This window comes from Salinibacterium sp. GXW1014 (genome assembly GCF_044769865.1).
In the GTDB taxonomy this organism is placed as follows: Bacteria; Actinomycetota; Actinomycetes; order Actinomycetales; family Microbacteriaceae; genus Homoserinimonas.
In genome coordinates this window covers 950,703-974,659 of the sequence record NZ_JBIZWA010000001.1, presented here as the reverse complement: position 1 = coordinate 974,659, position 23,957 = coordinate 950,703, and the positions used below count along the sequence as shown (strand labels likewise).

22 protein-coding genes and 2 tRNA genes are annotated in these 23,957 nt (G+C 64.9%); 16 read left to right on the top strand and 8 right to left on the bottom strand.

Annotated features, from left to right (window positions below; all coding sequences use genetic code 11):
* Positions 1-17 precede the first annotated feature (17 nt).
* The 6 genes from ACIQK7_RS04855 to ACIQK7_RS04830 all read left to right on the top strand — a co-directional run bounded on the left by ACIQK7_RS04855 (position 18) and on the right by ACIQK7_RS04830 (position 7,261).
* Complete coding sequence (locus ACIQK7_RS04855; RefSeq protein WP_403021841.1) at positions 18-1,721, top strand: DUF6049 family protein; 1,704 nt, start codon at positions 18-20, stop codon at positions 1,719-1,721.
* Complete coding sequence (gene murJ, locus ACIQK7_RS04850; RefSeq protein WP_403021839.1) at positions 1,718-3,385, top strand: murein biosynthesis integral membrane protein MurJ; 1,668 nt, start codon at positions 1,718-1,720, stop codon at positions 3,383-3,385. Before ACIQK7_RS04855 ends, murJ begins: the two co-directional genes overlap by 4 nt.
* A 95-nt stretch (positions 3,386-3,480) precedes the next feature.
* Positions 3,481-4,461: a thioredoxin-disulfide reductase gene (trxB, locus tag ACIQK7_RS04845; RefSeq protein WP_403021837.1), complete on the top strand. Its 981-nt coding sequence runs from the start codon at positions 3,481-3,483 to the stop codon at positions 4,459-4,461.
* 26 nt (positions 4,462-4,487) lie between these two features.
* Entirely contained in the window at positions 4,488-4,814 is a 327-nt protein-coding gene (gene trxA, locus ACIQK7_RS04840; RefSeq protein WP_147719754.1) for a thioredoxin, read from the top strand.
* 102 nt (positions 4,815-4,916) lie between these two features.
* Positions 4,917-6,254, top strand: coding sequence for a PLP-dependent aminotransferase family protein (locus ACIQK7_RS04835; protein WP_403021835.1), 1,338 nt, complete (start codon positions 4,917-4,919; stop codon positions 6,252-6,254).
* Positions 6,255-6,298: 44 nt separating this feature from the next.
* Positions 6,299-7,261 carry a D-alanine--D-alanine ligase gene (locus ACIQK7_RS04830; protein WP_403021834.1) on the top strand — a complete coding sequence of 321 codons (963 nt, stop codon included), beginning with the start codon at positions 6,299-6,301 and terminating at the stop codon, positions 7,259-7,261.
* A gap of 28 nt (positions 7,262-7,289) precedes the next feature.
* On the opposite strand, the gene ACIQK7_RS04825 is transcribed toward ACIQK7_RS04830, so the two are convergent.
* From ACIQK7_RS04825 to rpmH, 8 genes are all read right to left on the bottom strand, one after another.
* Positions 7,290-8,255 carry a ParB/RepB/Spo0J family partition protein gene (locus ACIQK7_RS04825; RefSeq protein WP_403021833.1) on the bottom strand — a complete coding sequence of 322 codons (966 nt, stop codon included), beginning with the start codon at positions 8,253-8,255 and terminating at the stop codon, positions 7,290-7,292.
* Positions 8,256-8,300: 45 nt separating this feature from the next.
* The gene (locus ACIQK7_RS04820; protein WP_403023979.1) at positions 8,301-9,233 is read right to left on the bottom strand and encodes a ParA family protein; all 933 of its coding nucleotides are present in this window, start codon (positions 9,231-9,233) and stop codon (positions 8,301-8,303) included.
* 296 nt (positions 9,234-9,529) lie between these two features.
* The gene (gene rsmG, locus ACIQK7_RS04815) at positions 9,530-10,162 is read right to left on the bottom strand and encodes a 16S rRNA (guanine(527)-N(7))-methyltransferase RsmG (protein ID WP_403021831.1); all 633 of its coding nucleotides are present in this window, start codon (positions 10,160-10,162) and stop codon (positions 9,530-9,532) included.
* A gap of 183 nt (positions 10,163-10,345) precedes the next feature.
* On the bottom strand, positions 10,346-10,864 hold the full coding sequence (locus tag ACIQK7_RS04810; RefSeq protein ID WP_403023976.1) for a protein jag: 519 nt from the start codon (positions 10,862-10,864) through the stop codon (positions 10,346-10,348).
* Between the two features lie 18 nt (positions 10,865-10,882).
* Positions 10,883-11,827, bottom strand: a complete 945-nt coding sequence (yidC, locus tag ACIQK7_RS04805; RefSeq protein WP_403021829.1) for a membrane protein insertase YidC — start codon at positions 11,825-11,827, stop codon at positions 10,883-10,885.
* An 8-nt stretch (positions 11,828-11,835) separates the two neighbouring features.
* Positions 11,836-12,171 carry a membrane protein insertion efficiency factor YidD gene (gene yidD / locus ACIQK7_RS04800; RefSeq protein ID WP_403021827.1) on the bottom strand — a complete coding sequence of 112 codons (336 nt, stop codon included), beginning with the start codon at positions 12,169-12,171 and terminating at the stop codon, positions 11,836-11,838.
* Entirely contained in the window at positions 12,168-12,545 is a 378-nt protein-coding gene (rnpA, locus tag ACIQK7_RS04795) for a ribonuclease P protein component (protein ID WP_403021825.1), read from the bottom strand. Before rnpA ends, yidD begins: the two co-directional genes overlap by 4 nt.
* Before the next feature lie 19 nt (positions 12,546-12,564).
* The gene (rpmH, locus tag ACIQK7_RS04790) at positions 12,565-12,702 is read right to left on the bottom strand and encodes a 50S ribosomal protein L34 (RefSeq protein ID WP_147719745.1); all 138 of its coding nucleotides are present in this window, start codon (positions 12,700-12,702) and stop codon (positions 12,565-12,567) included.
* A gap of 332 nt (positions 12,703-13,034) precedes the next feature.
* Between rpmH and dnaA the strand changes: the two genes are divergently transcribed.
* The 10 genes from dnaA (at position 13,035) to ACIQK7_RS04740 (ending at position 23,923) form a co-directional block, all read left to right on the top strand.
* Positions 13,035-14,444 carry a chromosomal replication initiator protein DnaA gene (dnaA, locus tag ACIQK7_RS04785; RefSeq protein WP_403021823.1) on the top strand — a complete coding sequence of 470 codons (1,410 nt, stop codon included), beginning with the start codon at positions 13,035-13,037 and terminating at the stop codon, positions 14,442-14,444.
* A 404-nt stretch (positions 14,445-14,848) separates the two neighbouring features.
* Positions 14,849-15,997, top strand: a complete 1,149-nt coding sequence (gene dnaN, locus ACIQK7_RS04780) for a DNA polymerase III subunit beta (protein WP_403021821.1) — start codon at positions 14,849-14,851, stop codon at positions 15,995-15,997.
* 2 nt (positions 15,998-15,999) lie between these two features.
* Positions 16,000-17,175: a DNA replication/repair protein RecF gene (gene recF, locus ACIQK7_RS04775; protein WP_403021819.1), complete on the top strand. Its 1,176-nt coding sequence runs from the start codon at positions 16,000-16,002 to the stop codon at positions 17,173-17,175.
* Entirely contained in the window at positions 17,168-17,683 is a 516-nt protein-coding gene (locus tag ACIQK7_RS04770) for a DUF721 domain-containing protein (protein ID WP_403021817.1), read from the top strand. Before recF ends, ACIQK7_RS04770 begins: the two co-directional genes overlap by 8 nt.
* Positions 17,684-17,846: 163 nt before the next feature.
* Positions 17,847-19,925 carry a DNA topoisomerase (ATP-hydrolyzing) subunit B gene (gyrB, locus tag ACIQK7_RS04765; RefSeq protein WP_403021815.1) on the top strand — a complete coding sequence of 693 codons (2,079 nt, stop codon included), beginning with the start codon at positions 17,847-17,849 and terminating at the stop codon, positions 19,923-19,925.
* 91 nt (positions 19,926-20,016) lie between these two features.
* A complete protein-coding gene (gyrA, locus tag ACIQK7_RS04760; protein WP_403021814.1) occupies positions 20,017-22,590 on the top strand; it encodes a DNA gyrase subunit A in 2,574 nt (857 codons plus the stop codon).
* Positions 22,583-22,990, top strand: a complete 408-nt coding sequence (locus ACIQK7_RS04755) for a DUF3566 domain-containing protein (protein ID WP_325209761.1) — start codon at positions 22,583-22,585, stop codon at positions 22,988-22,990. Before gyrA ends, ACIQK7_RS04755 begins: the two co-directional genes overlap by 8 nt.
* 61 nt (positions 22,991-23,051) lie before the next feature.
* Positions 23,052-23,125: transfer RNA gene (locus ACIQK7_RS04750), tRNA-Ile, on the top strand.
* 51 nt (positions 23,126-23,176) lie between these two features.
* Positions 23,177-23,249, top strand: a tRNA-Ala gene (locus ACIQK7_RS04745).
* Between the two features lie 53 nt (positions 23,250-23,302).
* Positions 23,303-23,923: a LysE family transporter gene (locus ACIQK7_RS04740; RefSeq protein ID WP_403021812.1), complete on the top strand. Its 621-nt coding sequence runs from the start codon at positions 23,303-23,305 to the stop codon at positions 23,921-23,923.
* Positions 23,924-23,957: the final 34 nt, after the last annotated feature.

Genomic DNA, 23,957 nt, shown 5'->3' with positions numbered 1-23,957 from the left:
ACGATCGGAGCCGGCCGATGCCTCTGACTCGTCTCACCTCGCGGTGGGGCGCGGCCCTCCTCGGCGCCGCCCTCGTGCTCAGTGGCTCGGTCGCGTCCTCGGCGACTCCGGATGCCACGCCCTCACAGACTCCTCCGCCCGGTGTCGCGGCAAGCGACGGTTCTCCGACGAATCTCGTGCTGGCGATGCCCGTCGTGGTGCCGGCCGGCACCACGAGCCTGCTGTCGGCGGAGGATCTGGAGCTCTACACCTCCCCGACGGGGGTACTCACGCGCCAGCTGGATGCCGTGATCAACCGCCCGGTGGCGCTCGGCGTCGACCCCAGGATCCTCGCCTCGATCCGCATCCTGGGCACGGGCGCGCCCGAGTCGGCGGTCGAGTGGCTTGATCGCCTGCAGGGCTCAAGCAACGAGACCTTCTCGCTCGCCTACGCCGACGCCGACGTTGCGGCCCTCAGTCAGGCGGGGATGACCGACCTGTCGGTGCCCACGGACTTCGTGATCGACCCCGCGGTCTTCCCGAACGAGGTGCAGGAGAGCCCGACCGCCTCGCCATCCGCCTCCCCCAGCGTCTCGCCGAGCCCCTCGCCCACGATGCCGGCGGAGCCGGCCGTGCCGACGGGGGAGGATCTCGTCGACCTGCCGTTCACGCTCGGCCCGGTCGTGTGGCCGCGCGATGACACGGTCGTCGGTGCCGACCTTGAAGTCTTCGCGGCCCTCGGCGATGCCGTGACCGTGCTCGATTCCAGCAACGCCTCCTATCCACGCGACGCGATCCCCGCATCGGCGACGGCCGGGGGCCACCGCGTGCTCGTCTCCAACAACGACATCTCCGCCTTCCTGCGTGACGCCGTCTCGGCGCCGACCGAGGCCGCCTGGAACTCCTCGATGGCGCAGCTCACCGCGGCACTCGGTGGGTGGACCGGCGGCTCGGCCACCGTGCTGGCAACGCTCGACCGCAGCATCCCGAGCAGCAGCAACCGCATTGCGGCAACCCTCACAGCGCTCTCAACGACGACGGGGATCACCCTCACGACGCTCTCCCGCACCCTTGCGGAAGACCCGGCGGAGATTGGCATCGTCGACCGTGCAGTGCCGACCGAACGCCTCACCCCCCTGCAGAGCGCCCTCCAGACCACGCCCGCCACGACCGCGTTCGCGAGCGTGCTTGAAGACCCGAGCCTCATCACGGGGGAGCAGCGGCGCCGGATGTTCGCCCTCGCCTCCAACGCCTGGGTCGAGACCTCGGCGGACTGGCAGGGTGCCGTTGAGGAATTCATTGCCGGGGCGGGCGAGCTGCTCTCCTCGGTGCATGTGCTCGACAGCAGTACGATCAACCTCCTGAGCGACACGGGCGACATCCCGATCACGATCAGCAACGCGCTGCCCTACCCGGTCACCGTGAATGTGCAGGTGTGGGCGAACCGCGCCGTGCTCGACGTGCTCGACGACAGTGTGCCGGTGACGATCGAGGCCCAGTCCCAGGCCCGCGCCGCCGTGCCGGTGCAGTCCATCGCGAATGGCTCTGCCGTGCTCGTGGTCACCCTCTCGAGCCCGACAGGGGTTTCGATCGGCGCGCCGCTCTACGTCACGACCAACGTGCAGGCGGGATGGGAGACCGCGTTCACCTTTGTCGTTGCCGGCATCGTGCTGCTCGTGTTCGTCATCGGCATCATCCGCACGGTCGCCCGGCGCCGCCGCGAGAGGCGCGAGGCCCCGTGAGCGAGGCAGGGGAGGAGCCCGGCGGGAAGGCTCCACGCAGCGTCGGCCGTTCGACCGCGCTGCTGGCTTCCGGCACGATGGTCAGCCGCGTGCTGGGCTTCGTCAAGGCCATCGTGCTGGCGCAGACGATCGGCCAGGTGGCATCCGCTTCGGCCGACGCCTTCGCGGTCGCGAACCAGCTGCCCAACAACATCTACGCGCTCATCGCGGGCGGCGTGCTCGGCGCGGTGCTCGTGCCGCAGATCGTGCGCGCCGGTGTTCATGATGACGGCGGGGCGGGCTTCATCAACAAGCTCGTCACGCTCGGCATCACGGTGTTCCTCGGCGTCACGGTGCTCGCGACGCTCGCCGCCCCCGTGCTCGTCACGCTCTACGTGCAGCAGGCCGACGACGGCGGGCGCGGCTTCTCGAGCGAGGTGCTCGCACTCGCGACCGTGTTCGCCTACTGGTGCCTGCCGCAGATCTTCTTCTACGCGCTCTACAGCCTGCTCGGTGAGGTGCTCAACGCCCGGGGCGCCTTCGGGCCCTTCGCCTGGGCACCCGCCCTCAACAACGTCGTCGCGATCGCGGGCCTGATCGCGTTCCAGCTGCTGTTCGGCGGCGCAGAGGTCAACAGTTCCGTGGATGTCTGGACGACCGAGCGCATCGTGGTGCTGGCGGGCAGCGCGACCCTCGGCATCGCGGCGCAGGCCTTCGTGTTGCTGCTCTTCTGGCGCAGGGCCGGCATCCGCTACCGTCCCGACTTCCACTGGCGCGGCGTCGGCCTTGCCAAGACGGGGCGTTCGGCCGGGTGGGTCTTCGCCATGATCCTTGTGACGCAGATCGCAGGGCTCGTGCAGACCCGCACCGCGAGCCTCGCCGTGGCGGAAGGCTCGGGCGCCGCGACCCTCGGCAACTCCTGGCTGATCTTCATGCTCCCGCACTCGGTCATCGCGGTCTCGATCGCCACCGTGTTCTTCACCCGCATGAGCACGAACGCAGGGGCGGGCGACATCCCCGCCGTCAAGGCGGATGTCTCGGCCTCCCTCCGCGCCATCGGTCTCATCATCATGTTCGCCGCCGCCGTGCTCATCGTGGTCGCCGCCCCCTTCGCCCGCATCTTCGAGAGCCGGCACGACTACGTGCTCGCGATGGCCGCCGTCATCGCCGTCTACATGATCGGGCTCGCCCCCTTCAGCGCCGTGTTCGTGCTGCAGCGCACCTTCTACGCCCTTGAGGACACCCGCACGGTGTTCTTCGTCGAGGTCGCGAAGTCGGCGCTCTTCGTCGTCGGCTTCCTCGCCTGCACCGCGCTGCCGGTCGAGTGGATCGGCGTCGGCATCGCTGCGGTCTCCTCCTTCACCTTCTTCGCCCAATTCGCCCTCACCTTCCTCGTGCTGCGGCGCAAGATCGGGGCGCTCGGGGGCCGCCTCCTTCTCGTGCGCCACCTGCAGTACCTCCTCGCCGCGGGCATCGCGGCGGTCGCCGGCGGCGTCACCTTCCGCACGCTCGGCGGCTTCGAGGAACGCGCCTTCGCCCTGTCGACCGTGCCGGGAGCCATCGCGTCGATGGCCCTCGTGGCCACCATCATGGGCGTCGTCTACGCTGGCGTGCTCCTGCTGCTGCGGAACCCGGATGTCGCGCTCGTCCGTGATGTCGCGCTGCGTCGCATCCGTCGTTCCTGAGGCGCGCCGTCACGGTCGTCACACCCGGTGATCGCGGAATAGGCGGCGAATAGGATGTGTTGCACCGCATACGACAATCTTCGAAGGGGGGCGCCTTGCGCCAGCTCATCATCATCGGTTCCGGTCCCGCCGGGTACACGGCAGCGATCTACGCCGCACGCGGTGGCCTCAACCCGATGCTCATCGCGAGCTCGGTAGAGGCAGGCGGTGAGCTCATGAACACGACGGATGTCGAGAACTTCCCGGGGTTCCCCGAGGGAATCCTCGGGCCCGACCTCATGGAGAACATGCGCAAGCAGGCCGAGCGTTTCGGCACCGAGATCGTCATGGACGACGTGACCGAGCTCGACCTCTCCGGTGACGTCAAGAAGGTCACCCTCGGCAACGGCGAGACGCACGAGGCGCTCAGCGTGATCTTCGCGACGGGTTCGGCCTACCGCAAGCTCGGGCTGCCCAACGAGGACCGCCTGAGCGGCTACGGCATCTCGTGGTGCGCCACCTGCGACGGCTTCTTCTTCCGCCAGAAGACCATCGCGGTCGTCGGCGGGGGCGACTCGGCGATGGAGGAGGCCACCTTCCTGACGAAGTTCGCCGACAAGGTCTACATCATCCACCGCAGCGAGGAGCTCCGCGCCTCCAAGGCCATGCAGGACCGCGCTCACGCCGACCCGAAGATTGAGTTCCTCTTCAACAAGCGTGTCGGCGGCATCCTCGGCGAGGAGCGCCTCACGGGCGTGACCCTCGTCGACACGACGGACGGCAGCGAGTCGAACCTCGACCTCGATGGGCTCTTCATCGCGATCGGCGCCGACCCGCGCACGCACCTCGTGCACGGGCAGCTCGACCTCACGGATGCCGGCACGATCGCGGTCGATGGACGCAGCTCCCGCACCTCGGTGCCCGGCGTCTTCGCGGCTGGCGACGTCATCGACCCCACCTACCGCCAGGCCGTCACGGCCGCCGGCTCCGGCACGGTCGCGGCGCTCGACGCCGAGCACTACCTCGCCTCGCTGCCGCAGAGCAGCGTCGAGGCAGACCCCATCCCCGAGGCCCCGCTCAGCCCCGCCCACGCCTGAATTCCCCCGACGAAAGAGAGAACGACATGTCCAGTGCACGCGATGTGACCGACGCCACCTTCGAAGCCGAGGTGCTCAACTCCGACAAGCCGATCATGGTCGACTTCTGGGCGGAATGGTGTGGCCCCTGCCGCGCGGTCTCCCCCATCCTCGACCAGATCGCATCCGAGCACTCCGACAAGCTCGAGATCGTCAAGCTCAACGTCGACGACAACCCGCAGACGGCCATGAAGTACCAGATCACCTCGATCCCCGCCATGAAGGTCTTCAAGGGCGGCGAGGTCGTCAAGACCGTCATCGGTGCGAAGCCAAAGCCCGCGCTCGAGGCCGACCTCGCGGAGTTCATCGGCTGACGCCGTCCCTGTAGTGCAACCGAGGGCCCGCCTGCGAACGCAGTGCGGGCCCTCGTCGCTTAGGCTTGAGTGATTCCAGCACCCTGAGGACAAGGGATCACCATGACGCCGCACGAATCCACATCGGGCGGGTCGAGCACGAGATTCGACCCGTGGTACGACCACTACGCGCACCGGACTGCCGGACTCAGCGCATCCGAGGTTCGAGCGCTCTTCGCAGTCGCATCTCGGCCCGAGGTGGTTTCCCTGGCTGGCGGCATGCCCTACGTGTCAGCACTCTCGCCTGACCTCGTGACCTCCTCACTCGAGCGGGTCATGCGCGATTCCGGCCCGACGGCGCTGCAGTACGGCTCAGGCCAGGGCACGCCCGAACTTCGCGAGTACATCCTCGAGATCATGGCGCTCGAGGGCATCCGGGGCAGTGTCGACGACGTGGTCGTCACCACCGGATCGCAGCAGGCGCTCGACCTGGTGACGAAGCTCTTCATCGATCCGGGCGACGTCATCCTTGCTGAGGCGCCGAGCTATGTCGGCGCCATCGGCGTCTTCCGCTCATATCAGGCCGAGGTCGCCCACGTCATGATGGACGAGGACGGCCTCATCCCCCAGGCCCTGCGCGAAGCGATCGCGCGGCTGCAGGCCGAGGGCAAGCGCATCAAGTTCCTCTACACGATCCCGACCTTCCACAACCCGGCCGGGGTCACGCTCACCTGGGAGCGCCGCCTCGAAATCCTTGAGATCTGCAAGGCCAACGACATCCTGGTGCTCGAGGACAACCCCTACGGTCTCCTCTACTTCGACACCCCGCCGCCCCACGCCATGCGGTCGATCGAAGAGGATGGCGTGATCTACCTCGGCAGCTTCTCCAAGACCTTCGCCCCCGGCTTCCGGGTCGGCTGGGCGCTCGCACCCCATGCCATCAGGGAAAAGCTGATCCTCGCCAATGAGTCCGCAACCCTCTGTCCGAGCTCCTTCAGCCAGTTCGCGATCACGGAGTACCTCCGCAGTTCCGACTGGAAGGGCCAGATCGACGCCTTCCGCGACGTCTACCGCTCTCGCCGCGACGCCATGCTCTCCTCTCTGCAGGAGCACCTGCCCGAGATGGAATGGACGGTCCCCAACGGGGGCTTCTACGTCTGGCTCCGACTGCCGTCGACGCTCGACTCCAAGGAGATGCTGCCCCGGGCGGTCAAGGAGCTTGTCGCCTATACGCCCGGCACGGCCTTCTTCGCCGACGGTGGCGGCCGCCACATGATGCGCCTGTCGTTCTGCTACCCCAACGAGGAGACGATTCGCACGGGCATCCGTCGTCTCACCTCCGTCATCAACGGCGAACTCGAACTGCTCAAGACTTTCGCGACGAGTGGGCCTGTCGTCACGGGCCAGATTCCCGTCGTCGAGCCGATTCACGTCACGAGCCCGCCGCCAAACATCAACTGACGCGCCCCGCAGGCACCGCAATACCCCGAAGGAACTGCATCGCAATGGACGAGTTCACCCCGAGTTCCGTACTGATCCTCGCTGGCGGCATCTCGCACGAGCGGGATGTCTCGCTGCGCTCCGGCCGTCGCATCGCCGACAGCCTTCGCTCGCAGGGGGTCACAGTCGAACTTCGCGACCCGGATGCCACGCTGTTCGCGCACCTCGAATCCGGGCAGCCAGACGTGGTGTGGCCCGCCCTCCACGGTGCCGGGGGAGAGGATGGCTCGCTGCGTGGCCTCCTCGACTTTGTCGGGGTGCCCTTTGTTGGCTCCCGAGCCGATGCGTCGCGGATGGCCTGGGACAAACCGACAGCAAAAGCCCTGGTCAGCAGAGCAAATGTGCCCACGCCACGCTCCATCGCGCTGTCGCGAGACACCTTCCGCGACCTCGGTGCGGTCAACGTGCTCGACCGAATCTCTGCTGAACTGAGCGGCCCCGTGGTCGTCAAGCCGGCCCAGGGTGGTTCCGCTCAGGGCGTCACGATCGTCGATGAGCCGGGTGACCTCGCGACTGCGATGGTGCACGCCTACCGATACGGTGACGTCGCCCTCGTGGAGCAGAAGATCGTTGGCACCGAGATCTCCGTGTGCGTGATCGATACGGGTGACGGGCCCGTTGCCGTTCCACCCGTCGAGATCGAGCCGATCTCCGGTTTCTACAGTTTCGAGGCACGGTACAACGCGGGGGAGACGCGGTTCTACACGCCCGCGCGAATCTCAGACGAGGTCGCAGCCCGCGCGTCAGAGGCGGCCATCACGGCACACGAGACCCTTCGGCTCCGCCACATCTCGCGCATGGACTTCATGGTGGATGGCGCGGGCACCCCGTTCTTCCTCGAGGCGAGTGTCATGCCCGGCCTCACTGAGACGTCATTGTTCCCCCGCGCCCTCGAGGTCGCAGGACACGATGTCGGGTGGGCATATCTCGCGCTCTGCCAGGCCGCCCTGCGTGACGCAAGGGCATAAAAACCCCTGATCAGCGCAGGTTTCTAGGCTACTGGAAGCCCGGGTCGCCCAGTTCGTCCAGAATGCGATTGAGGTCGCCGACCGTCGCAAAATCGATCACAATCGAACCCTTCTTCGCACCCAGGGTGACCTTCACCCGGGTGTCGAGACGGTCGCCCAGACGTTCCGCAATCTCATCCAGCTGTCCCTGACGACCCCCACGCGTTGGGTTGGTGGCGCGCTTGGGCTTGTTCGAGATTTGACCGGCCGCTGCTTCCGCAGACCGCACCGACAGGTCTTCGTTGATGATCTTGTCGGCGAGGCGCTCCATCGCCTCTGGCTCACCGGTCGACAGGATCGCGCGGGCATGGCCGGCACTCAACACACCTGCGGCGACACGCTGCTGCACGGTCTCAGGGAGACGAAGCAGCCGGAGCGTGTTGGTGATCTGTGGACGGGAGCGACCGATTCTCTCGGCCAGCTGCTCCTGGGTGATGCCGAAGTCCGACAACAACTGCTGGTATGCCGACGCCTCTTCAAGCGGGTTGAGGTTCGCGCGGTGCAGGTTCTCGAGGAGTGCATCGCGGAGCATGGCGTCATCCGCCGTGTTCTTGATGACGGCGGGAATGCTCTCGAGCCCGAGGTGCTTGGTGGCCCGCAGGCGGCGCTCACCCATGACGAGTTCGTATTCCGGTCCGTCGGGGTCGGCATCCGCTATTGGGCGCACGACAATCGGCTGAAGCACACCAAACTCACGAATCGAGTGGATCAGCTCATCGAGCTCCTCCTGCACGAAGACGTGGCGAGGCTGGTTCGCGTTGGGGACGACCTTCCGGGGGTCGATGCTGGCGAGACGCGCCCCCGGCACCTCTGCGAGGCCGGGAATCTCGTCCTCGGCAACCGCTGGACGCGCGCCGGAGGGGAAGAACACGTCGACCGGTCGAGTCGGCGAGCCTTCATCGGTCGGGATGAGGGCGCCGATGCCGCGGCCGAGTCCCGTGCGCTTTGCTGCCATTGGTGTTTCCGTTCGTCCTGGTGTTGCTTGGTGATTCTTCGGGCGCTATTTGCTCGCGCCGGCGCTTTCGGGAGCTCCCCGGCGGGCAATCTCCGCAGCCGCTTCGAGATAGGAGATCGAACCCGGCGAGTTCGTGTCGTAGCTGATGACACTGAGCCCGAAACTCGGCGCTTCGCTGATTCTCACAGATCTTGGGATGGGCGTGGCAAGCACTTCGGCGGGGAAGTGCTGCCGCACGTCATCCGCTACCTGGTTGGAAAGGTTGGTGCGGGAGTCATACATCGTGAGCAGGATCGTCGATACGACAAGTTCAGGGTTGAGGTGTCGTTCGATCAGCTTGATGTTGTTGAGCAGCTGGCTGAGTCCCTCAAGTGCGTAGTACTCGCACTGGATCGGGATCAGCACCTCGCGCGCGGCGACGAAGGCGTTGATCGTCAGAAGGCCGAGAGAGGGAGGGCAGTCGATGAAGACATAGTGGAAGGGCTCCTCCGCCTCGCTCAGGAACTTGTCGAGCGCGGAACGCAGGCGCTGCTCGCGCGCAACGAGGGAGACAAGCTCGATCTCAGCGCCGGCGAGATGAATCGTGGCGGGAAGGCAGTACAGCTCGCCGCCTTCGGTGCTCTTCTTCACGACATCCACGATCTCGACGTCATTGACGATGACGTCGTAGACGCTCACGGTGTCGGAGCGATGCTCGACGCCCAGCGCAGTGGACGCATTTCCCTGGGGATCGAGGTCAATGACCAGCACGCGGGCGCCGTTCTTGGCGAGGGCGGCCGCGAGATTCACCGTGGTCGTGGTCTTGCCGACCCCGCCCTTCTGGTTCGCGACCGTGATCACGCGCGTCGCGGCAGGCAGGGGCAGCTCTTCGGCCTCGAGGGCACGTCGACGACGGGTGATCTCCGACAGCTCACGAGCCAGGGGAGTGTCAGCGAAGCCTCCGAGCGCGGAGGTCGACGAGGGCTTCTTCGTCTTCAGTTCGCTCGAGGCGTCGGGTGCCTTGCTCTGACCGGTCTCCGTCTTGGCGGCATTGGACTCGTCCGTGCGACCAAGATCCCGCACGACGTCGCCGCTACCACTCACCGCAAAGGCGGCTTCCAGTTCCTCGCGGGCGCGCTGGTCGAGCTCGGGACTGCCGCTGCCGTTGTCGTGATGTTTCACGTGAAACCTTCTGGTCTATCGAGGGGAGTGTGTCGTGGATACCGCGTCGGGCTCGCGTCTGTCCGCGCCGCCCCTGCCGGTGCTCTCGCGGAGTCCGGAAGCCAGGAAACGGGTCAATCCACTGTAGCCCGAAACACCCGAGTGGGCTCCGTACCGTACTCCTCACCAAGGACGAGCACCTCGATGTCGTGCAGGCGATGACGACGAATGGCCTTGGATGCGGCCTCAATCTCCTTCCCAACGCTGGCGCCCTTAAAGAAGAGGACTTCGCCGCCCGACTTCATGAGGGGTGCCACGAGGGGAATGAGCTTGCTGAGGGCACTCACAGCGCGGGCGGTCGCCTGGTCAAGCCACGGGCTCAGCTTTGCTTCTTCCGCGCGAGCCCGCATGACCTCGACATTGTCCAGACCAAGCGCCGCCACCTGCTCGTTCAGCCAGCCAACGCGCCTCTCCATCGGCTCGATCAGGATGAATTCGACGTCCGGCCGCGCGATCGCCAGCGCGATGCCGGGGAGCCCGGCCCCGCTGCCGATGTCGCCGACCCGGCCGGGGCGAAGCAGCGGAGCCATGAGCGCTGAGTTCACGACATGACGGGTCCAAAGGCGGGGGAGTTCGAGGGGGCCGATGAGCCCCAGTTCTTCGCCGCGTTGCCCGAGATCGGCCACAAAACTCCGCGCCAGGTCGATACGGTCACCAAACAGTGCTGCGGCAGCATCCGGCTCGCGCTCGATGGTGGTGTCGGGCATATCCGTCCTTCGTCGTCGTGGGTCTATCTCTACGGCGGATCCAGTCAATGTTTCACGTGAAACCTGTGCTGTCGCAATTTTGGCTGTCACAGTGCCGCCCCGGGCTGACGTTTCACGTGAAACATCAGCGCTGGAAGTTACCGAGTCAGCGCTCCAAATGTTTCACGTGAAACATGAGGCACCTTAGGCGCGACGAACCACCGTGTGGCGATCGCGACCCTCGCCTTCCGACTCAGAGGTGAAGCCCTTCTCGGCCACGATGTCGTGCACGAGCTTGCGCTCGTACGAGGACATGGGCGGCAGTGCTGCGGATGTCGCGCCGGCCTCGATGCGCTCGACCGCACGCTCGACGAGATTCGCCAGTTCCTTCTGGCGTGCCTCGCGAGATCCACCCACGTCGAGGATCAGGCGTGAGAAGCTGCCGGTCTTGGTCTGCACCGCGATACGCGTGAGCTCCTGCAGCGCGTTGACCGTCTCGGTCTTCGCCAGCACTCGGAGATTGCTGTCTTCGGGGGAAGTCACCGATACATATGCACGCCCACCACGAACATCGATCTCAATGTCACCGTCCAGGTCGGTGATATCGAGCAATTCCTCGATGTAGTCGGCGGCGATATCGCCCTCTTCTTCGAGCTCCGGCACAGAGCTCGCCGTCTGCTCGACGCCATCCGCTTCGATGGTTGCTTCACTCACGGGGACCATGTTGTCAGTCACGAATGCCTACTTCTTCTTCTTTTTGCGGTTCTTGGGGTTGACGGGCTGCTGTCGCTGCGCCGGCTTGGGTTTCTCGACGGCCGGCTTCTCATCCTCGACGATCGTGATGCCACGACGCTGGGCCTTCTTCGCCATACGCGCTTCGCGAGCGAGCGCCGCTTCGCTGCCGGGGGTCGGCATGTTCCGGATGACGATGAACTGCTGCACCATCGTCCAGATGTTCGAGACGAGCCAGTAGAACATGACGCCGAGCGGGAAGGTGAAGCCGGAGAACAGGAAGACGAGGGGGAGCAGGTACAGCAGGATGCGCTGCTGCTTGAACATCGGGCTGTTCTTCATCTCGGGCGACTGGTTCTTCGACATGATCTGCAGCTGCGTGATGAACTGCGACGCCGTCATGAGGATGACCATGATCGAGGCGATGACAATGACGGTCCAGTTGCCGTCGGCCGTGCTGATGGCGAGCTTGAGCGGTGCGCCCAGGAACACCGACTCACCGAAGGAGGTGGAGAGCTCCTCATTCAGCAGGCCGACGCCGACGCCGTCGTGCTGCGCGTTCTGCAGCACCGAGAAGAGGCCGAAGAAGATCGGCATCTGGATGAGGAGGGGGAGGCAGGAGCTGAGCGGGTTCGTGCCCGTCTTCTTGTAGAGCTCCATCGTCTCGCGCGACATCGCCTCGCGCGAGAACTGGTCCTTCTTGCCGCGGTACTTGTCCTGGATCTTCTTGAGCTGCGGCGAAACCTCGAGCATCCGCCGCTGGTTCTTGATCTGCCGCACGAAGAGCGGAATAAGGAGTGCCCGCACCACGAGCACAAGGCCCACAATCGCCAAGACCCAGGTCACACCATCATCAGGGTCGAGCCCAATCGCCGTCAGGAGGGTGTGGAATGCGACCAGGATCGCCTCGATGGCCCACTTGATCGGCCAGAGAATCGTGCCTATGAAATCCATGTGCTGGATCAGACCTTTCGTTGGTGCATGTGGTGAACAGGGGAGTGGTGCTCGAGATCGAGCACAAAGCCCCAACGGCTGAGACGCACCGCGTGTGTGCTGTGGGGTGGGACGTCATCAACTCCGCCGGCCGCCCAGGGGTGACACCGTGCCAACCGAAGCGAGCCGAGGCCGATGCCCTTCATAACCCCGTGAACTCGAATGGCTTCGAGCGCGTAGGCCGAACACGACGGGTAGTAGCGGCACACATCCCCATAAAGAGGAGAGATAACCGCCCGGTAGACGTGCAGGATCGCCACGCACACATTGCGCGGAAGCAACCAGAGCAGACCCAGCGCCTTCATCGCGTCCCGCTCAGGGGTGCCGACGGGGAGAGGAGGGCTCTGCCGCGGTCGAGCAAGCGAAGGACATCGCTCTCAAGCTCTTGGAATCCCGCCGTCGCAGCTGCCGGGTGGGCGCGGATGACCGCATCGACATGAGCGCTGCTCATCTCTGCGCGGACTGCAGCGTGACAGATGGCTTTCAGACGACGACGCACCCGATTGCGGGTGACGGCATTGCCGACCGCCTTCGAGACGATGAATCCGAAGCGAGAGGTGTCGCCTGAAGAACCCACGAGCGTGTACACAGTCATGAGTTCACTTGACGCCCGCCGGCCGCGCCGGACAGTACGTCGATAGTCGGCGGCGCTGACGAGCCGCTCGGCTCGAGCCAGCACCGAACCGGACCGGTCGTGACTAAGCGGAGAGCTCGGTGCGGCCCTTGCGGCGACGCGCGTTGAGGATTGCGCGTCCGGCACGGGTGCGCATGCGCAGGCGGAAACCGTGCACCTTGGCACGACGGCGGTTGTTCGGCTGGAACGTTCTCTTGCTCATGGTGGGATCTCCGCAGGTGGGTGAAAAAAATCGATGTCGTGCATCCGTTCATGCCAGTGAGCGCACTCACGAGGGCATGGAATGACGAATGTGCCGGAAGGCAGAAGTCAACTGCTTAAAAATACGTTCTTTCTTGGCATCGGTCAAACCGCGCACAGCAACCTGCCATTATCCACACCTCGAAATGGTGCTTGTGGATGACCCGCCGAGACAAACTAAGGTGGTGTGACTGCACAGGCAGTGGATAACCCTGTGTATAACTGCAGCATTGAGACCGTGCACGCCACGGGCCCGCAGGAACCTGAGACCGTGGATGGGGGAGGAAGCGCCGGATGACCGATTCAGTCGATCCTACGCAGGGAGCCTGGCAGCGAATTCTTGACACCCTGCGCAACGACGACCGGATCACGCCGCAGCTCCAGGGCTTCCTCAGTCTCGCGGAGCCCCGCGGCATCATGGCCGGCACCCTCTACCTCGAGGTGCCCAACGACCTCACCCGCGGCATGCTCGAGCAGCGCATCCGAATTCCGCTCCTGAACGCGATCGCCGATCTCGACGGCGGGTGGGAGCTCAACAACTTCGCGATCGTCGTGAACCCTGAGATCTCGCACGTCACCATGGCCCACGCCGAGGAGATCGACGAGCAGCCGCTCATGGAGCCGGCGCCGACGACCCCCGCTCCCGATACGGGACGACGTTCCGATTCACGGCTCAACCCCAAGTACAACTTCGACAATTTCGTCATCGGCGGCTCGAACCGCTTCGCCCACGCCGCCGCCGTCGCGGTCGCGGAGGCTCCCGCCAAGGCCTACAACCCCCTCTTCATCTACGGCGACTCCGGTCTCGGCAAGACCCACCTCCTGCACGCGATCGGCCACTATGCCGAGAGCCTGTATCCGGGCATCCGTGTTCGCTATGTGAGCTCCGAGGAATTCACGAACGACTTCATCAATTCGATCGCCAACAACCGGGCATCCGTCTTCCAGTCCCGTTATCGCGATATCGACATCCTGCTGATCGACGACATCCAGTTCCTGCAGGGCAAGGACTCGACGCAAGAAGCCTTCTTCCACACCTTCAACACGCTGCACGACCACAACAAGCAGGTGGTCATCACGAGCGACCTGCCGCCCAAGCACCTGACCGGCTTCGAAGACCGGATGCGTTCCCGCTTCGAGTGGGGACTCATCACGGATGTGCAGGCACCCGACCTTGAGACCCGCATCGCGATCCTCCGCAAGAAGGCGCAGAGCGAGCGCCTCCAGGTGCCCGACGACATCCTCGAGTACATGGCGTCGAAGGTCTCGTCGAACATCCGCGAACTCGAGGGAACCCTCATTCGTGTCACGGCGTTCTCGAGTCTCAACAAGACGCCCGTCGATCTCTCGCTCGTGCAGACGGTGTTGAAGGACCTGATCACGCTCGACGATGACAACGTCATCGCGCCGGTGGAGATCATCAACCACACGGCTGCCTACTTCAAGCTCTCGGTCGACGACCTCTATGGCTCCTCCCGCTCGCAGGCAGTAGCCACCGCCAGGCAGATTGCGATGTATCTCTGCCGGGAGATGACCAACCTTTCACTGCCCAAGATCGGGCAGCTCTTCGGCGGCCGCGACCACACGACGGTCATGTATGCCAACAAGAAGATCACGGAGCTCATGAAGGAGCGCCGCTCGATCTACAACCAGGTGACCGAGCTCACGAGCCGCATCAAGCAGAACCACCGCTTCTCGAGTTAGGCGGCGGCGTTCCGCTTTCCACTCTCGTTCGCAAGCGCGCGCGATAGCAGAACTTGGCGCGCCTTCTCAACATGTGGAAAGCCTGTGGATAACTGTGGACAACACGCCGCGCGGATGTGGATGACAAGAATTTCGCTGTGGAATCGCGATCGAAAACGAAAGTTCCGGCGACGAGTTCTCGACAGCCGTTCAACAGAACGCCCACAACTCACACGCGTGTAGTTCTCCGATGCTGCAAGGCATCCACCGACTTATCCACACTTTCCACAGCGGTTAATGTCTTTACCGTTCATTAATTCAGATTTGGGGCTCAGATAACCCTTTGCGCCGTCCGGTCCGGCTTCTCCTGCGCTGTGCCAGTATTAAGCCCCCGGATGTCTACTTCCGTGTCGAAAGGGAATCGCATGAAGTTTCAGGTGAATCGCGACGTTTTCAGCGAGGCCGTCTCGTTTGCCGTGAAACTGCTTCCCCAGCGCACGACGCTGCCGATCCTGAGCGGTGTGCTCATCGAGACGACCGACACCGGCCTTCGGCTCTCGTCGTTCGACTACGAGGTCTCGGCCCAGACCGAGATCGAGGCGAGCGTCGACACTCCCGGCACGATTCTCGTGTCGGGGCGACTGCTGGCTGACATCGCGAGCCGCCTGCCGAATGCGCCCGTCGAGTTCTCCACGGAGGAGTCGAAGATCACGGTGCGCTGTGGTTCGGCGAACTTCACACTGCTGAGCATGCCCGTCGAGGAGTACCCGACCCTGCCGCAGGTTGGCGAGCAGTCTGGGCTCCTGCCGGCGGATGCCTTCTCCGACGCGGTCTCCCAGGTTGCGGTCGCCGCCTCCCGCGACGATGTGACCCCCGTCATCACGGGTGTACAGCTCGAGGTCAGCGACACGACCCTGAGCCTCGTTGCGACTGACCGCTACCGCGTCGCGGTGCGCGAGATCGACTGGGATTCAGGCGACCGCGACTTCTCCGAGGCCGTCACCGCCCTCGTTCCAGCCCGCACGCTCCAGGAGATCGGTAAGACCTTCGGCCACAGCGGCACGATCTCGGTCGCGATCACGAACACCGACGACCGCGAGATCATCGCCTTCAGCGCTGACCGCAAGACCGTCACCTCGCTCCTGATCAAGGGCAACTTCCCGCCCGTCAAGCGCCTGTTCCCCGAAACGGTCGAGAACTACGCCGTCATGAACACGGGCGAGTTGGTCGAGGCGGTTCGCCGTGTCGCCCTCGTCCTGGAGCGGGAGGCAGCCCTCCGCTTCAGCTTCACGATCGATGGCCTGACCCTTGAAGCGATCGGCGGCGAGCAGGCCCAGGCATCCGAGACGATCGACGCGCACCTGCACGGTGGCGACATGGTCGTCTCGCTCAAGCCGCAGTTCCTGCTTGATGGCCTCGGCGCCGTGCACTCGGAGTTCGTGCGCATTTCCTTCACACGCACAGAGAACCCGAACAAGCCGGGCCCCGTGCTCATCACGAGCCAGTCGTCCAAGGACCAGCCGGGCGCCGACAATTACAAGTACCTGCTGCAGCCGAACCTGCTGCTTCGCTAGCGTTGTTCGTCACCCACCTCTCCCTCACCGACTTCAGGAACTACGAGCGCGCAGAAGTCGCGCTCGAGCCGGGCGCCAATCTCTTCGTTGGCAGCAATGGCCAGGGCAAGACCAACCTCATCGAGGCACTCGGCTACCTCAGCACGGTGGGTTCGCACCGCGTCTCGAGCGACCAGGCGCTGATCCGTCGCGATCAGGATGCCGCCATCATCCGCGCGAAACTGGCACACGGTGAACGCCAACTGCTGGTGGAGGTGCAGCTGAACCGCTCCTCGGCCAACAAGGCCCAGGTGAATCGTTCGGCGATCAAGACCCGCGAGCTGCCGCGGTATTTCTCGAGCGTCTTGTTCGCTCCCGAAGATCTGGCGCTCGTGCGCGGTGAACCCTCTGGGCGCAGGCGTTTCATGGATGAGCTGCTCGTGTTGCTCTCTCCGCGGTTCGCCGGCATCATCGCCGACTATGACAGGGTGCTTCGCCAGCGGAACACCCTGCTGAAGTCGGCGCGCGCCGCGGGAGTCAAGGGTTCGCAGCTGAGCACCCTCGAGGTGTGGGATGAGCGGCTCATCGACCTCGGTTCGCAACTCGTCGAGGCGCGCACCGCGCTCGTGACCCGACTTCAGCCGGAGGTTGCGCGCGCCTATGTGTCGATCGCGGGCGACCAGCATTCGGCCGAACTGGAGAACCGGCTCAGCATCTTCTCCGGCAGCGATGAGGATGAGGCGGGCGATGAACCCGGCGTCAGCGGCGTTGTCTCGGCGGCGGATGCGGCATCCGCGTTCCGCACCTCACTCGAGCGACTGCGTCGAAGCGAGCTCGAACGTGCCGTGACCCTCGTCGGTCCACACCGCGACGATCTCCTGCTGCGTCTCAACGGCATGCCCGCCCGCGGCTACGCGAGCCATGGCGAGTCGTGGTCATTCGCGCTCGCGTTGAAACTCGCCTCGGTCGAGGAGTTGCGCCGTGATTCCGCGACGGGTGACCCCGTGCTCGTGCTCGACGACGTCTTCGCTGAGCTCGACGCTGCGCGCAGGGAACGGCTGGCGGATGCCGTCGTCTCCGTCGAGCAGGTGCTCATCACGGCCGCGGTCTATGAGGATGTGCCGGATGCACTGCGCGCACACACGGTTCGCATCGCGGAGGGTCGGATCCTCGACGACGAGGTGAACTCGGATGGCTGATCCGCGCACGGGTGGTGAGCGCGAGCAAGAACACATCGAGGTGTACCAGCGATTCCGCCGCGTCTTTGGTGATGGATCCGTGCGATCGATGGATGCGCGCCGGCGGTCAGCGCGACGCAGTGAGGATGGCGCGAGCGTTCCCTTCGGCAAGGGTCGCGACCCGCGGGGCATCGCTGAGGTCATGGATGCCATGACGACGACCCTCGGCTGGACGTCTCCGCTCGCGCGTTCTGAGCTGCTTTCCTCCTGGTCGGCGATCGTGGGGGAGGATCTCGCAGTACACGCGGAACCGATCGGCATCGAGGAAGGCGTCATGAGCGTGCGGTGCGACTCGACCGCGTGGGCGACGCAGTTGCGCCTCATCAGGGGAGACATCCTCAGCCGCATCGAACGGGAGTTCCCCGAGGCGGGCGTCGAGTCGGTCAAGTTTCTGGGGCCGGACGCCCCTTCATGGAAACGGGGCCCCAGATCGATTCAGGGGCGCGGTCCTCGCGATACCTACGGTTAGGGAGGCAAAACAGTCCGGCGCCGCCGATTTAGGCGCTCAGACGGCGGAATTCACCCTTTGGGGGGCCGTTACTTGGTAGAATCGAAGGGTTGCCAGGGCAGCTACCCGAGGGGAGCCCGGCCCAGGACGACACCCGGCTTACAGGACAGGAGTCCCCCTTCAGATGTCACAATCGTCGCCCGAGAACCCCATCGAGAATCAGACTCCGGGCGACGGTGCTACCCCGACGCCCGAGGTCGTAGCGCACCAGCGCACTGCCGACGAGCAGAAGCAGGACAACGCAAGCTACGGGGCCGACCAGATCCAGGTACTCGAGGGCCTCGAGGCTGTGCGCAAGCGCCCCGGCATGTACATCGGCTCGACGGGGCCCCGCGGGCTGCACCACCTCGTCTACGAGATCGTCGACAACTCCGTCGATGAGGCACTCGCGGGCTACTGCGACACGATCACCGTGACGATCCTGCCCGACGGCGCAGTTCGCGTCGTCGACAACGGCCGCGGCATCCCCGTCGATATTCACCCGGTCGAGAAGAAGTCGACCGTCGAGGTCGTGCTCACGATCCTGCACGCCGGCGGAAAGTTCGGTGGAGGCGGCTACGCGGTGTCGGGCGGCCTGCACGGTGTCGGTAGCTCCGTCGTCAACGCGCTCTCCCACAAGCTCGAGGTTGAGGTGCGCCGCCAGGGCAACGTCTGGCGGCAAACCTTCCGCAATGGTGTTCCGGATGCCCCGCTCGAGAAGGGTGAGGAGACTGACCAGACCGGAACCACCATCACTTTCTGGCCGAACAGCGACATCTTCGAGACGGTCGAGTTCGACTACGAGACCCTGCGCACCCGCTTCCAGCAGATGGCGTTCCTCAACAAGGGCCTTCGCATCGCGCTCGAAGACCAGCGCGCCGCCAAGACCGGGGAGGTCGAGGGAGAGGTCGATCACGAGCAGCGCAGCGAGTCGTTCTTCTACGAGCGTGGCCTCGTCGATTACGTCGAGTACCTCAACTCCGCGAAGAAGTCAGAGGTTGTGCATCCGGAGATCATCTCGATCGAGTCGGAAGACACGGAGCGGCGCATCGCGCTCGAGGTCGCGATGCAGTGGACGACCTCCTACAGCGAGAGCGTGCACACCTACGCGAACACGATCAACACGCACGAGGGTGGCACGCACGAGGAGGGGTTCCGCGCGGCGCTGACGACGCTCGTCAACCGCTATGCGCGTGAGAAGGGCATCCTCAAGGAGAAGGACGACAACCTCACGGGCGACGACGTGCGCGAGGGCCTCACCGCGGTCATCTCGGTGAAGCTCGGCGAGCCGCAGTTCGAGGGCCAGACCAAGACCAAGCTGGGCAACACCGAGGCGAAGTCCTTCGTGCAGAAGGTCATGGGCGAGGCGCTCGGTGACTGGTTCGATCGCAACCCCGTGCAGGCGAAGGATGTCATTCGCAAGGCCCTGCAGGCATCCGCGGCCCGCATGGCGGCTCGCAAGGCGCGCGAGCAGACCCGACGCAAGGGCCTGCTCGAGTCGGGTGGCATGCCCGGCAAGCTCCGCGACTGCTCCAGCAAGGACCCGAGCCGCTCGGAGATCTTCATCGTCGAGGGTGACTCGGCCGGCGGTTCCGCCGTGCAGGGGCGAAACCCGGAGACCCAGGCGATCCTCCCGCTGCGCGGCAAGATCCTCAACGTGGAGAAGGCCCGACTCGACCGCGCGCTCGGCAATGCCGAGGTGCAGGCCATGATCACGGCCTTCGGTGCCGGCATCGGTGAGGACTTCGACCCTGAGAAGGCCAGGTATCACAAGATCATCCTCATGGCCGACGCCGACGTCGACGGGCAGCACATCACGACGCTGCTGCTCACCCTGGTGTTCCGCTACATGCGGCCGCTCATCGACATGGGCTACGTCTACCTGGCGCAGCCGCCGCTCTACCGGCTCAAGTGGACGAACTCGCCGCACGAATACGTCTACTCCGACCGTGAGCGCGACGCGCTGCTCGAGGCCGGGATCGCCGCGGGCAAGCGCATCCCCAAGGACAACGGCATCCAGCGCTACAAGGGTCTCGGCGAGATGGACTACAAGGAGCTCTGGGAGACCACGATGGATCCCGAGACCCGCACGCTCCTCCAGGTGACCCTCGACGATGCTGCCGCAGCCGACGAGATCTTCTCGACCCTCATGGGCGAGGACGTCGAGTCACGACGCAACTTCATCCAACGCAACGCCAAGGATGTTCGCTTCCTCGACATCTGAGCCCGGCCTCGCGGATTGAGCCTGTCGAAATCCAGCCAGCGAGGAACCCAGGCGACAGGCTCACGAAGCAGAACTTAGGAACAGAGAATTCATGGCTGATATGGAAGACACCACGCCGGGGGAGCAGATCCCCGGCAAGGAGATCGACACGGCGCACGACAAGGTGACGCCCGTCGACCTCCAGCTGGAGATGCAGCGCTCCTACCTCGACTACGCCATGAGCGTGATCGTCGGGCGAGCCCTGCCCGAGGTTCGCGATGGGCTCAAGCCCGTGCACCGCCGCGTGATCTACGCGATGTACGACGGCGGCTACCGGCCCGACAAGGCGTTCTCTAAGAGTTCGCGCGTCGTCGGCGACGTCATGGGCCAGTTCCACCCGCACGGTGACTCGGCGATCTACGACGCGCTCGTGCGTCTCGTGCAGCCATGGAGCCTTCGTTACCCGCTCGCGCTCGGCCAGGGCAACTTCGGCTCGCCGGGCAACGACGGCGCCGCCGCCCCGCGATACACCGAGACGAAGATGGCTCCCCTCGCGCTCGAGATGGTGCGCGACATCGAGGAAGAGACCGTCGACTTCCAGGACAACTACGACGGCCGCACCCGCGAGCCCGCCGTGCTGCCCGCCCGGTTCCCCAACCTGCTCGTCAATGGTTCCGTGGGTATCGCGGTCGGCATGGCCACCAACATCCCGCCACACAACCTTCGTGAGGTCGCGGATGCTGCACTCTGGCACCTCGCGAACCCGGATGCCGGCCAGGAGGAGCTGCTCGAGGCACTCATGCAGCGCATCAAGGGCCCCGACTTCCCGACCGGCGCGCAGATCCTCGGCACCAAGGGCATCCAGGATGCCTACCGCACGGGCCGCGGTTCGATCACGATGCGGGCGGTCGTCAGTGTCGAGGAACTGCAGGGTCGCACCTGCCTCGTCGTCACCGAGCTTCCGTACCAGGTCAACCCCGACAACCTCGCGCTCAAGATCGCCGACCTCGTGAAGGACGGCAAGCTCTCGGGCATTGCGGACATCCGCGACGAGACCTCCGGTCGCACGGGCCAGCGCCTCGTGATCGTGCTCAAGCGTGACGCCGTCGCCAAGGTCGTGCTCAACAACCTCTACAAGCACACGCAGCTGCAGGAGAACTTCGGCGCCAACATGCTGGCGATCGTCGACGGCGTGCCGCGCACCCTTGCGCTCGACGGCTTCATCACGGCGTGGGTCGCGCACCAGATCGAGGTCATCGTTCGGCGCACCGAGTTCCGCCTGCGCAAGGCCGAGGAGCGCGCCCACATCCTGCGCGGCTACCTCAAGGCGCTCGACGCGCTCGACGAGGTCATCGCGCTCATCCGCCGCTCGCCCACCGTGGAGGACGCGCGCGACGGACTCATGGAGCTGCTCGACATCGACGAGCTCCAGGCCCGCGCCATCCTCGACATGCAGCTGCGTCGCCTGGCCGCACTCGAGCGCCAGAAGATCATCGACGAGCACGACGAGATCGAACGCCAGATCATCGACTTCAAGGACATCCTCGGCAGCCCGCAGCGCCAACGCGACATCGTCAGCGAGGAACTCACCGAGATCGTCGACAAGTTCGGCGATGACCGTCGCACCGAGATCATGTACGGCTACGGCGGCGACATGAACATAGAAGACCTCATCCCCGAAGAGGAGATGGTGGTCACGGTCACGCGTGGCGGCTACATCAAGCGAACGCGCAGCGACAACTACCGTTCCCAGCACCGCGGCGGCAAGGGCGTGCGCGGTGCGCAGCTGCGAGCGGATGATGTCGTCGAGCACTTCTTCGTCACGACGACGCACCACTGGCTCCTGTTCTTCACCACAACGGGCCGCGTCTATCGCGCGAAGGCCTACGAGGTGCAGGAGGGTGGCCGTGACGCGAAGGGACAGCACGTCGCCAACCTGCTCGCCCTGCAGCCGGGTGAGGAGATCGCGCAGATCCTCGACATCCGTGACTACGCGGCGGCAAAGTACCTTGCACTCGCGACCCGCGGCGGCCTCGTGAAGAAGACGGCGCTGGCCGAGTACGACACCAACCGCACAGGCGGCATCATCGCGATCAACCTGCGCGAGGGTGATGAGCTCGTCTCCGCCATGCTCGTGGAGGAGGATTCCGACCTGCTCCTCGTCTCGCGCAAGGGCCTCTCGATTCGCTTCACCGCGAGCGATGACGCCCTGCGGCCGATGGGTCGCGCGACGAGCGGCGTCATCGGCATGCACTTCAAGGGCGACGACCAGCTGCTGTCGGCATCCGTCGTCAGTGAAGACGGCTACGTCTTCGTCGTGACGGAGGGCGGCTTCGCCAAGCGCACCGAGGTCGACCAGTACCGCGTGCAGAACCGCGGCGGCTACGGCATCAAGGTTGCCAAGCTGCAGGAGTCTCGCGGCGACCTGGCCGGCGCGCTCATCGTGGGCGAGCAGGACGAGGTGCTTGTGGTTCTTGCCAGCGGCAAGGTGGTACGCTCATCCGTCGCTGAAGTCACAGCCACCGGCCGTGACACCATGGGGGTCGTCTTCGCCCGCTTTGCAGACGAGGACAAGATCATCGCCGTGGCTCGCAACAGTGAGCGCAACCTCGGCCAGGACCTCCCCGCAAGCGACAGCGAGACAGACCCCGCGATCGAGAAGAAGGATGAGGCGCTCGATGAGTAGCATCGCCGAGAAGTTGCAGCGCAAGTCACAGAAGTCCGTCGGCACCAAGCAGGTGCGCCTGCGGCTCGTCTACATCGACTTCTGGTCGGCCGTGAAGCTGTCGTTCCTGATCGCAGTCGTCCTGGGCGTCATCCTCATCGTCATGACGATCCTCGTCTGGACGATCCTCGCCTCGACCGGCATCTTCTCCCAGCTCGACAGCCTCCTCGGCGACATCACGGGTGACGAGACCTTCAGCATCATGGGGAGCTTCTCGCTCATCCAGATCATCGGCTTCTCGGTGGTCGTGGCGCTGCTGAACACGATCGTCGGCACGGCCCTGGGCGCGATCTGGGCGCTCATCTACAACTTCACGGTGCGCATCACGGGCGGACTGCTCGTCGGCTTCACCAACAACTAGGAGCGCCCCTCAATTTCATCAATCGGGCGCCGGTACGATACTCTCGTATCTGCTCCAAAACGGGGATATAGCTCAGGCGGTTAGAGCGCTTCGCTGATAACGAAGAGGTCCCAGGTTCAAGTCCTGGTATCCCCACGCAGATCCGGATGTCTCATCCGTTTCTTTCCCACAGGGCTCCGCCCGTTGGGGGACGTAGCTCAATTGGCAGAGCACCTGCTTTGCAAGCAGGGGGTTAGGGGTTCGATTCCCCTCGTCTCCACTCCATTTCCTCCCGTCAGGAGTCTCCCTTTGATCGCGATAGAGTCGTGATCCGTGAGTTTCCTTCTGTCTGGCATTATTGCCGGCCTCGCCATCGCGATTCCCGTCGGTGCGATCGCGCTCCTGATCCTCTATATCGCCGCTGACCACGGTGTCGGTCGGGGTTTGGCGGCAGCGTTCGGTGCGGCGACCGTGGATACCACCTATGCGATGGTGGCCGTGACACTCGGCGCGGTGATCGCCCCGTTCATTGCCGTGGCGCAGGAACCACTGCGGTATGTCTCCGCTGGCGTCCTCATTGTGCTCGCGGTCGTCATCATGAGACCGATATGGCGGCGCGGTGACTCGGATGCTGCGGCACGGCCATCTGCGTTCGTCTCGTCAGGGCTCCGCGTCTACTTGGGCCTTGTCGCCCTGACCGTGGCCAACCCGGCGACGATCATCTATTTCATGGCGCTCACGACGGGGAACGCCTTCGGCGAGACAATGACCTTCGGGGACCGCGCGTGGTTCGTGGCCGGAGTGGCTCTCGGCTCGGGAGCATGGCATGCGGTGCTTGCAGTGGCCGGCGCGACACTCAGCCGCTTCCTGCGCGGTGAGGGAGCCCGGCGCTGGACTGCCGCCGTGGGAGGTCTCCTCATGGTGGGCTTGGCGATTCGAGCCCTTGTGGCTTAACGACGAATGCCGCCCGGAGTTCCGGGCGGCATTC

What these genes read in the sequence shown, in the direction of transcription:
- ACIQK7_RS04855 (WP_403021841.1), top strand. Translation starts at nt 18, where the DNA reads ATGCCTCTGACTCGTCTCACCTCGCGGTGGGGCGCGGCCCTCCTCGGC.
- trxA (WP_147719754.1), top strand. Translation starts at nt 4,488, where the DNA reads ATGTCCAGTGCACGCGATGTGACCGACGCCACCTTCGAAGCCGAGGTG.
- ACIQK7_RS04835 (WP_403021835.1), top strand. Translation starts at nt 4,917, where the DNA reads ATGACGCCGCACGAATCCACATCGGGCGGGTCGAGCACGAGATTCGAC.
- ACIQK7_RS04830 (WP_403021834.1), top strand. Translation starts at nt 6,299, where the DNA reads ATGGACGAGTTCACCCCGAGTTCCGTACTGATCCTCGCTGGCGGCATC.
- ACIQK7_RS04825 (WP_403021833.1), bottom strand. Translation starts at nt 8,255, where the DNA reads ATGGCAGCAAAGCGCACGGGACTCGGCCGCGGCATCGGCGCCCTCATC.
- rsmG (WP_403021831.1), bottom strand. Translation starts at nt 10,162, where the DNA reads ATGCCCGACACCACCATCGAGCGCGAGCCGGATGCTGCCGCAGCACTG.
- ACIQK7_RS04810 (WP_403023976.1), bottom strand. Translation starts at nt 10,864, where the DNA reads ATGGTCCCCGTGAGTGAAGCAACCATCGAAGCGGATGGCGTCGAGCAG.
- yidC (WP_403021829.1), bottom strand. Translation starts at nt 11,827, where the DNA reads ATGGATTTCATAGGCACGATTCTCTGGCCGATCAAGTGGGCCATCGAG.
- yidD (WP_403021827.1), bottom strand. Translation starts at nt 12,171, where the DNA reads ATGAAGGCGCTGGGTCTGCTCTGGTTGCTTCCGCGCAATGTGTGCGTG.
- rpmH (WP_147719745.1), bottom strand. Translation starts at nt 12,702, where the DNA reads ATGAGCAAGAGAACGTTCCAGCCGAACAACCGCCGTCGTGCCAAGGTG.
- dnaA (WP_403021823.1), top strand. Translation starts at nt 13,035, where the DNA reads ATGACCGATTCAGTCGATCCTACGCAGGGAGCCTGGCAGCGAATTCTT.
- dnaN (WP_403021821.1), top strand. Translation starts at nt 14,849, where the DNA reads ATGAAGTTTCAGGTGAATCGCGACGTTTTCAGCGAGGCCGTCTCGTTT.
- ACIQK7_RS04770 (WP_403021817.1), top strand. Translation starts at nt 17,168, where the DNA reads ATGGCTGATCCGCGCACGGGTGGTGAGCGCGAGCAAGAACACATCGAG.
- gyrB (WP_403021815.1), top strand. Translation starts at nt 17,847, where the DNA reads ATGTCACAATCGTCGCCCGAGAACCCCATCGAGAATCAGACTCCGGGC.
- gyrA (WP_403021814.1), top strand. Translation starts at nt 20,017, where the DNA reads ATGGCTGATATGGAAGACACCACGCCGGGGGAGCAGATCCCCGGCAAG.
- ACIQK7_RS04755 (WP_325209761.1), top strand. Translation starts at nt 22,583, where the DNA reads ATGAGTAGCATCGCCGAGAAGTTGCAGCGCAAGTCACAGAAGTCCGTC.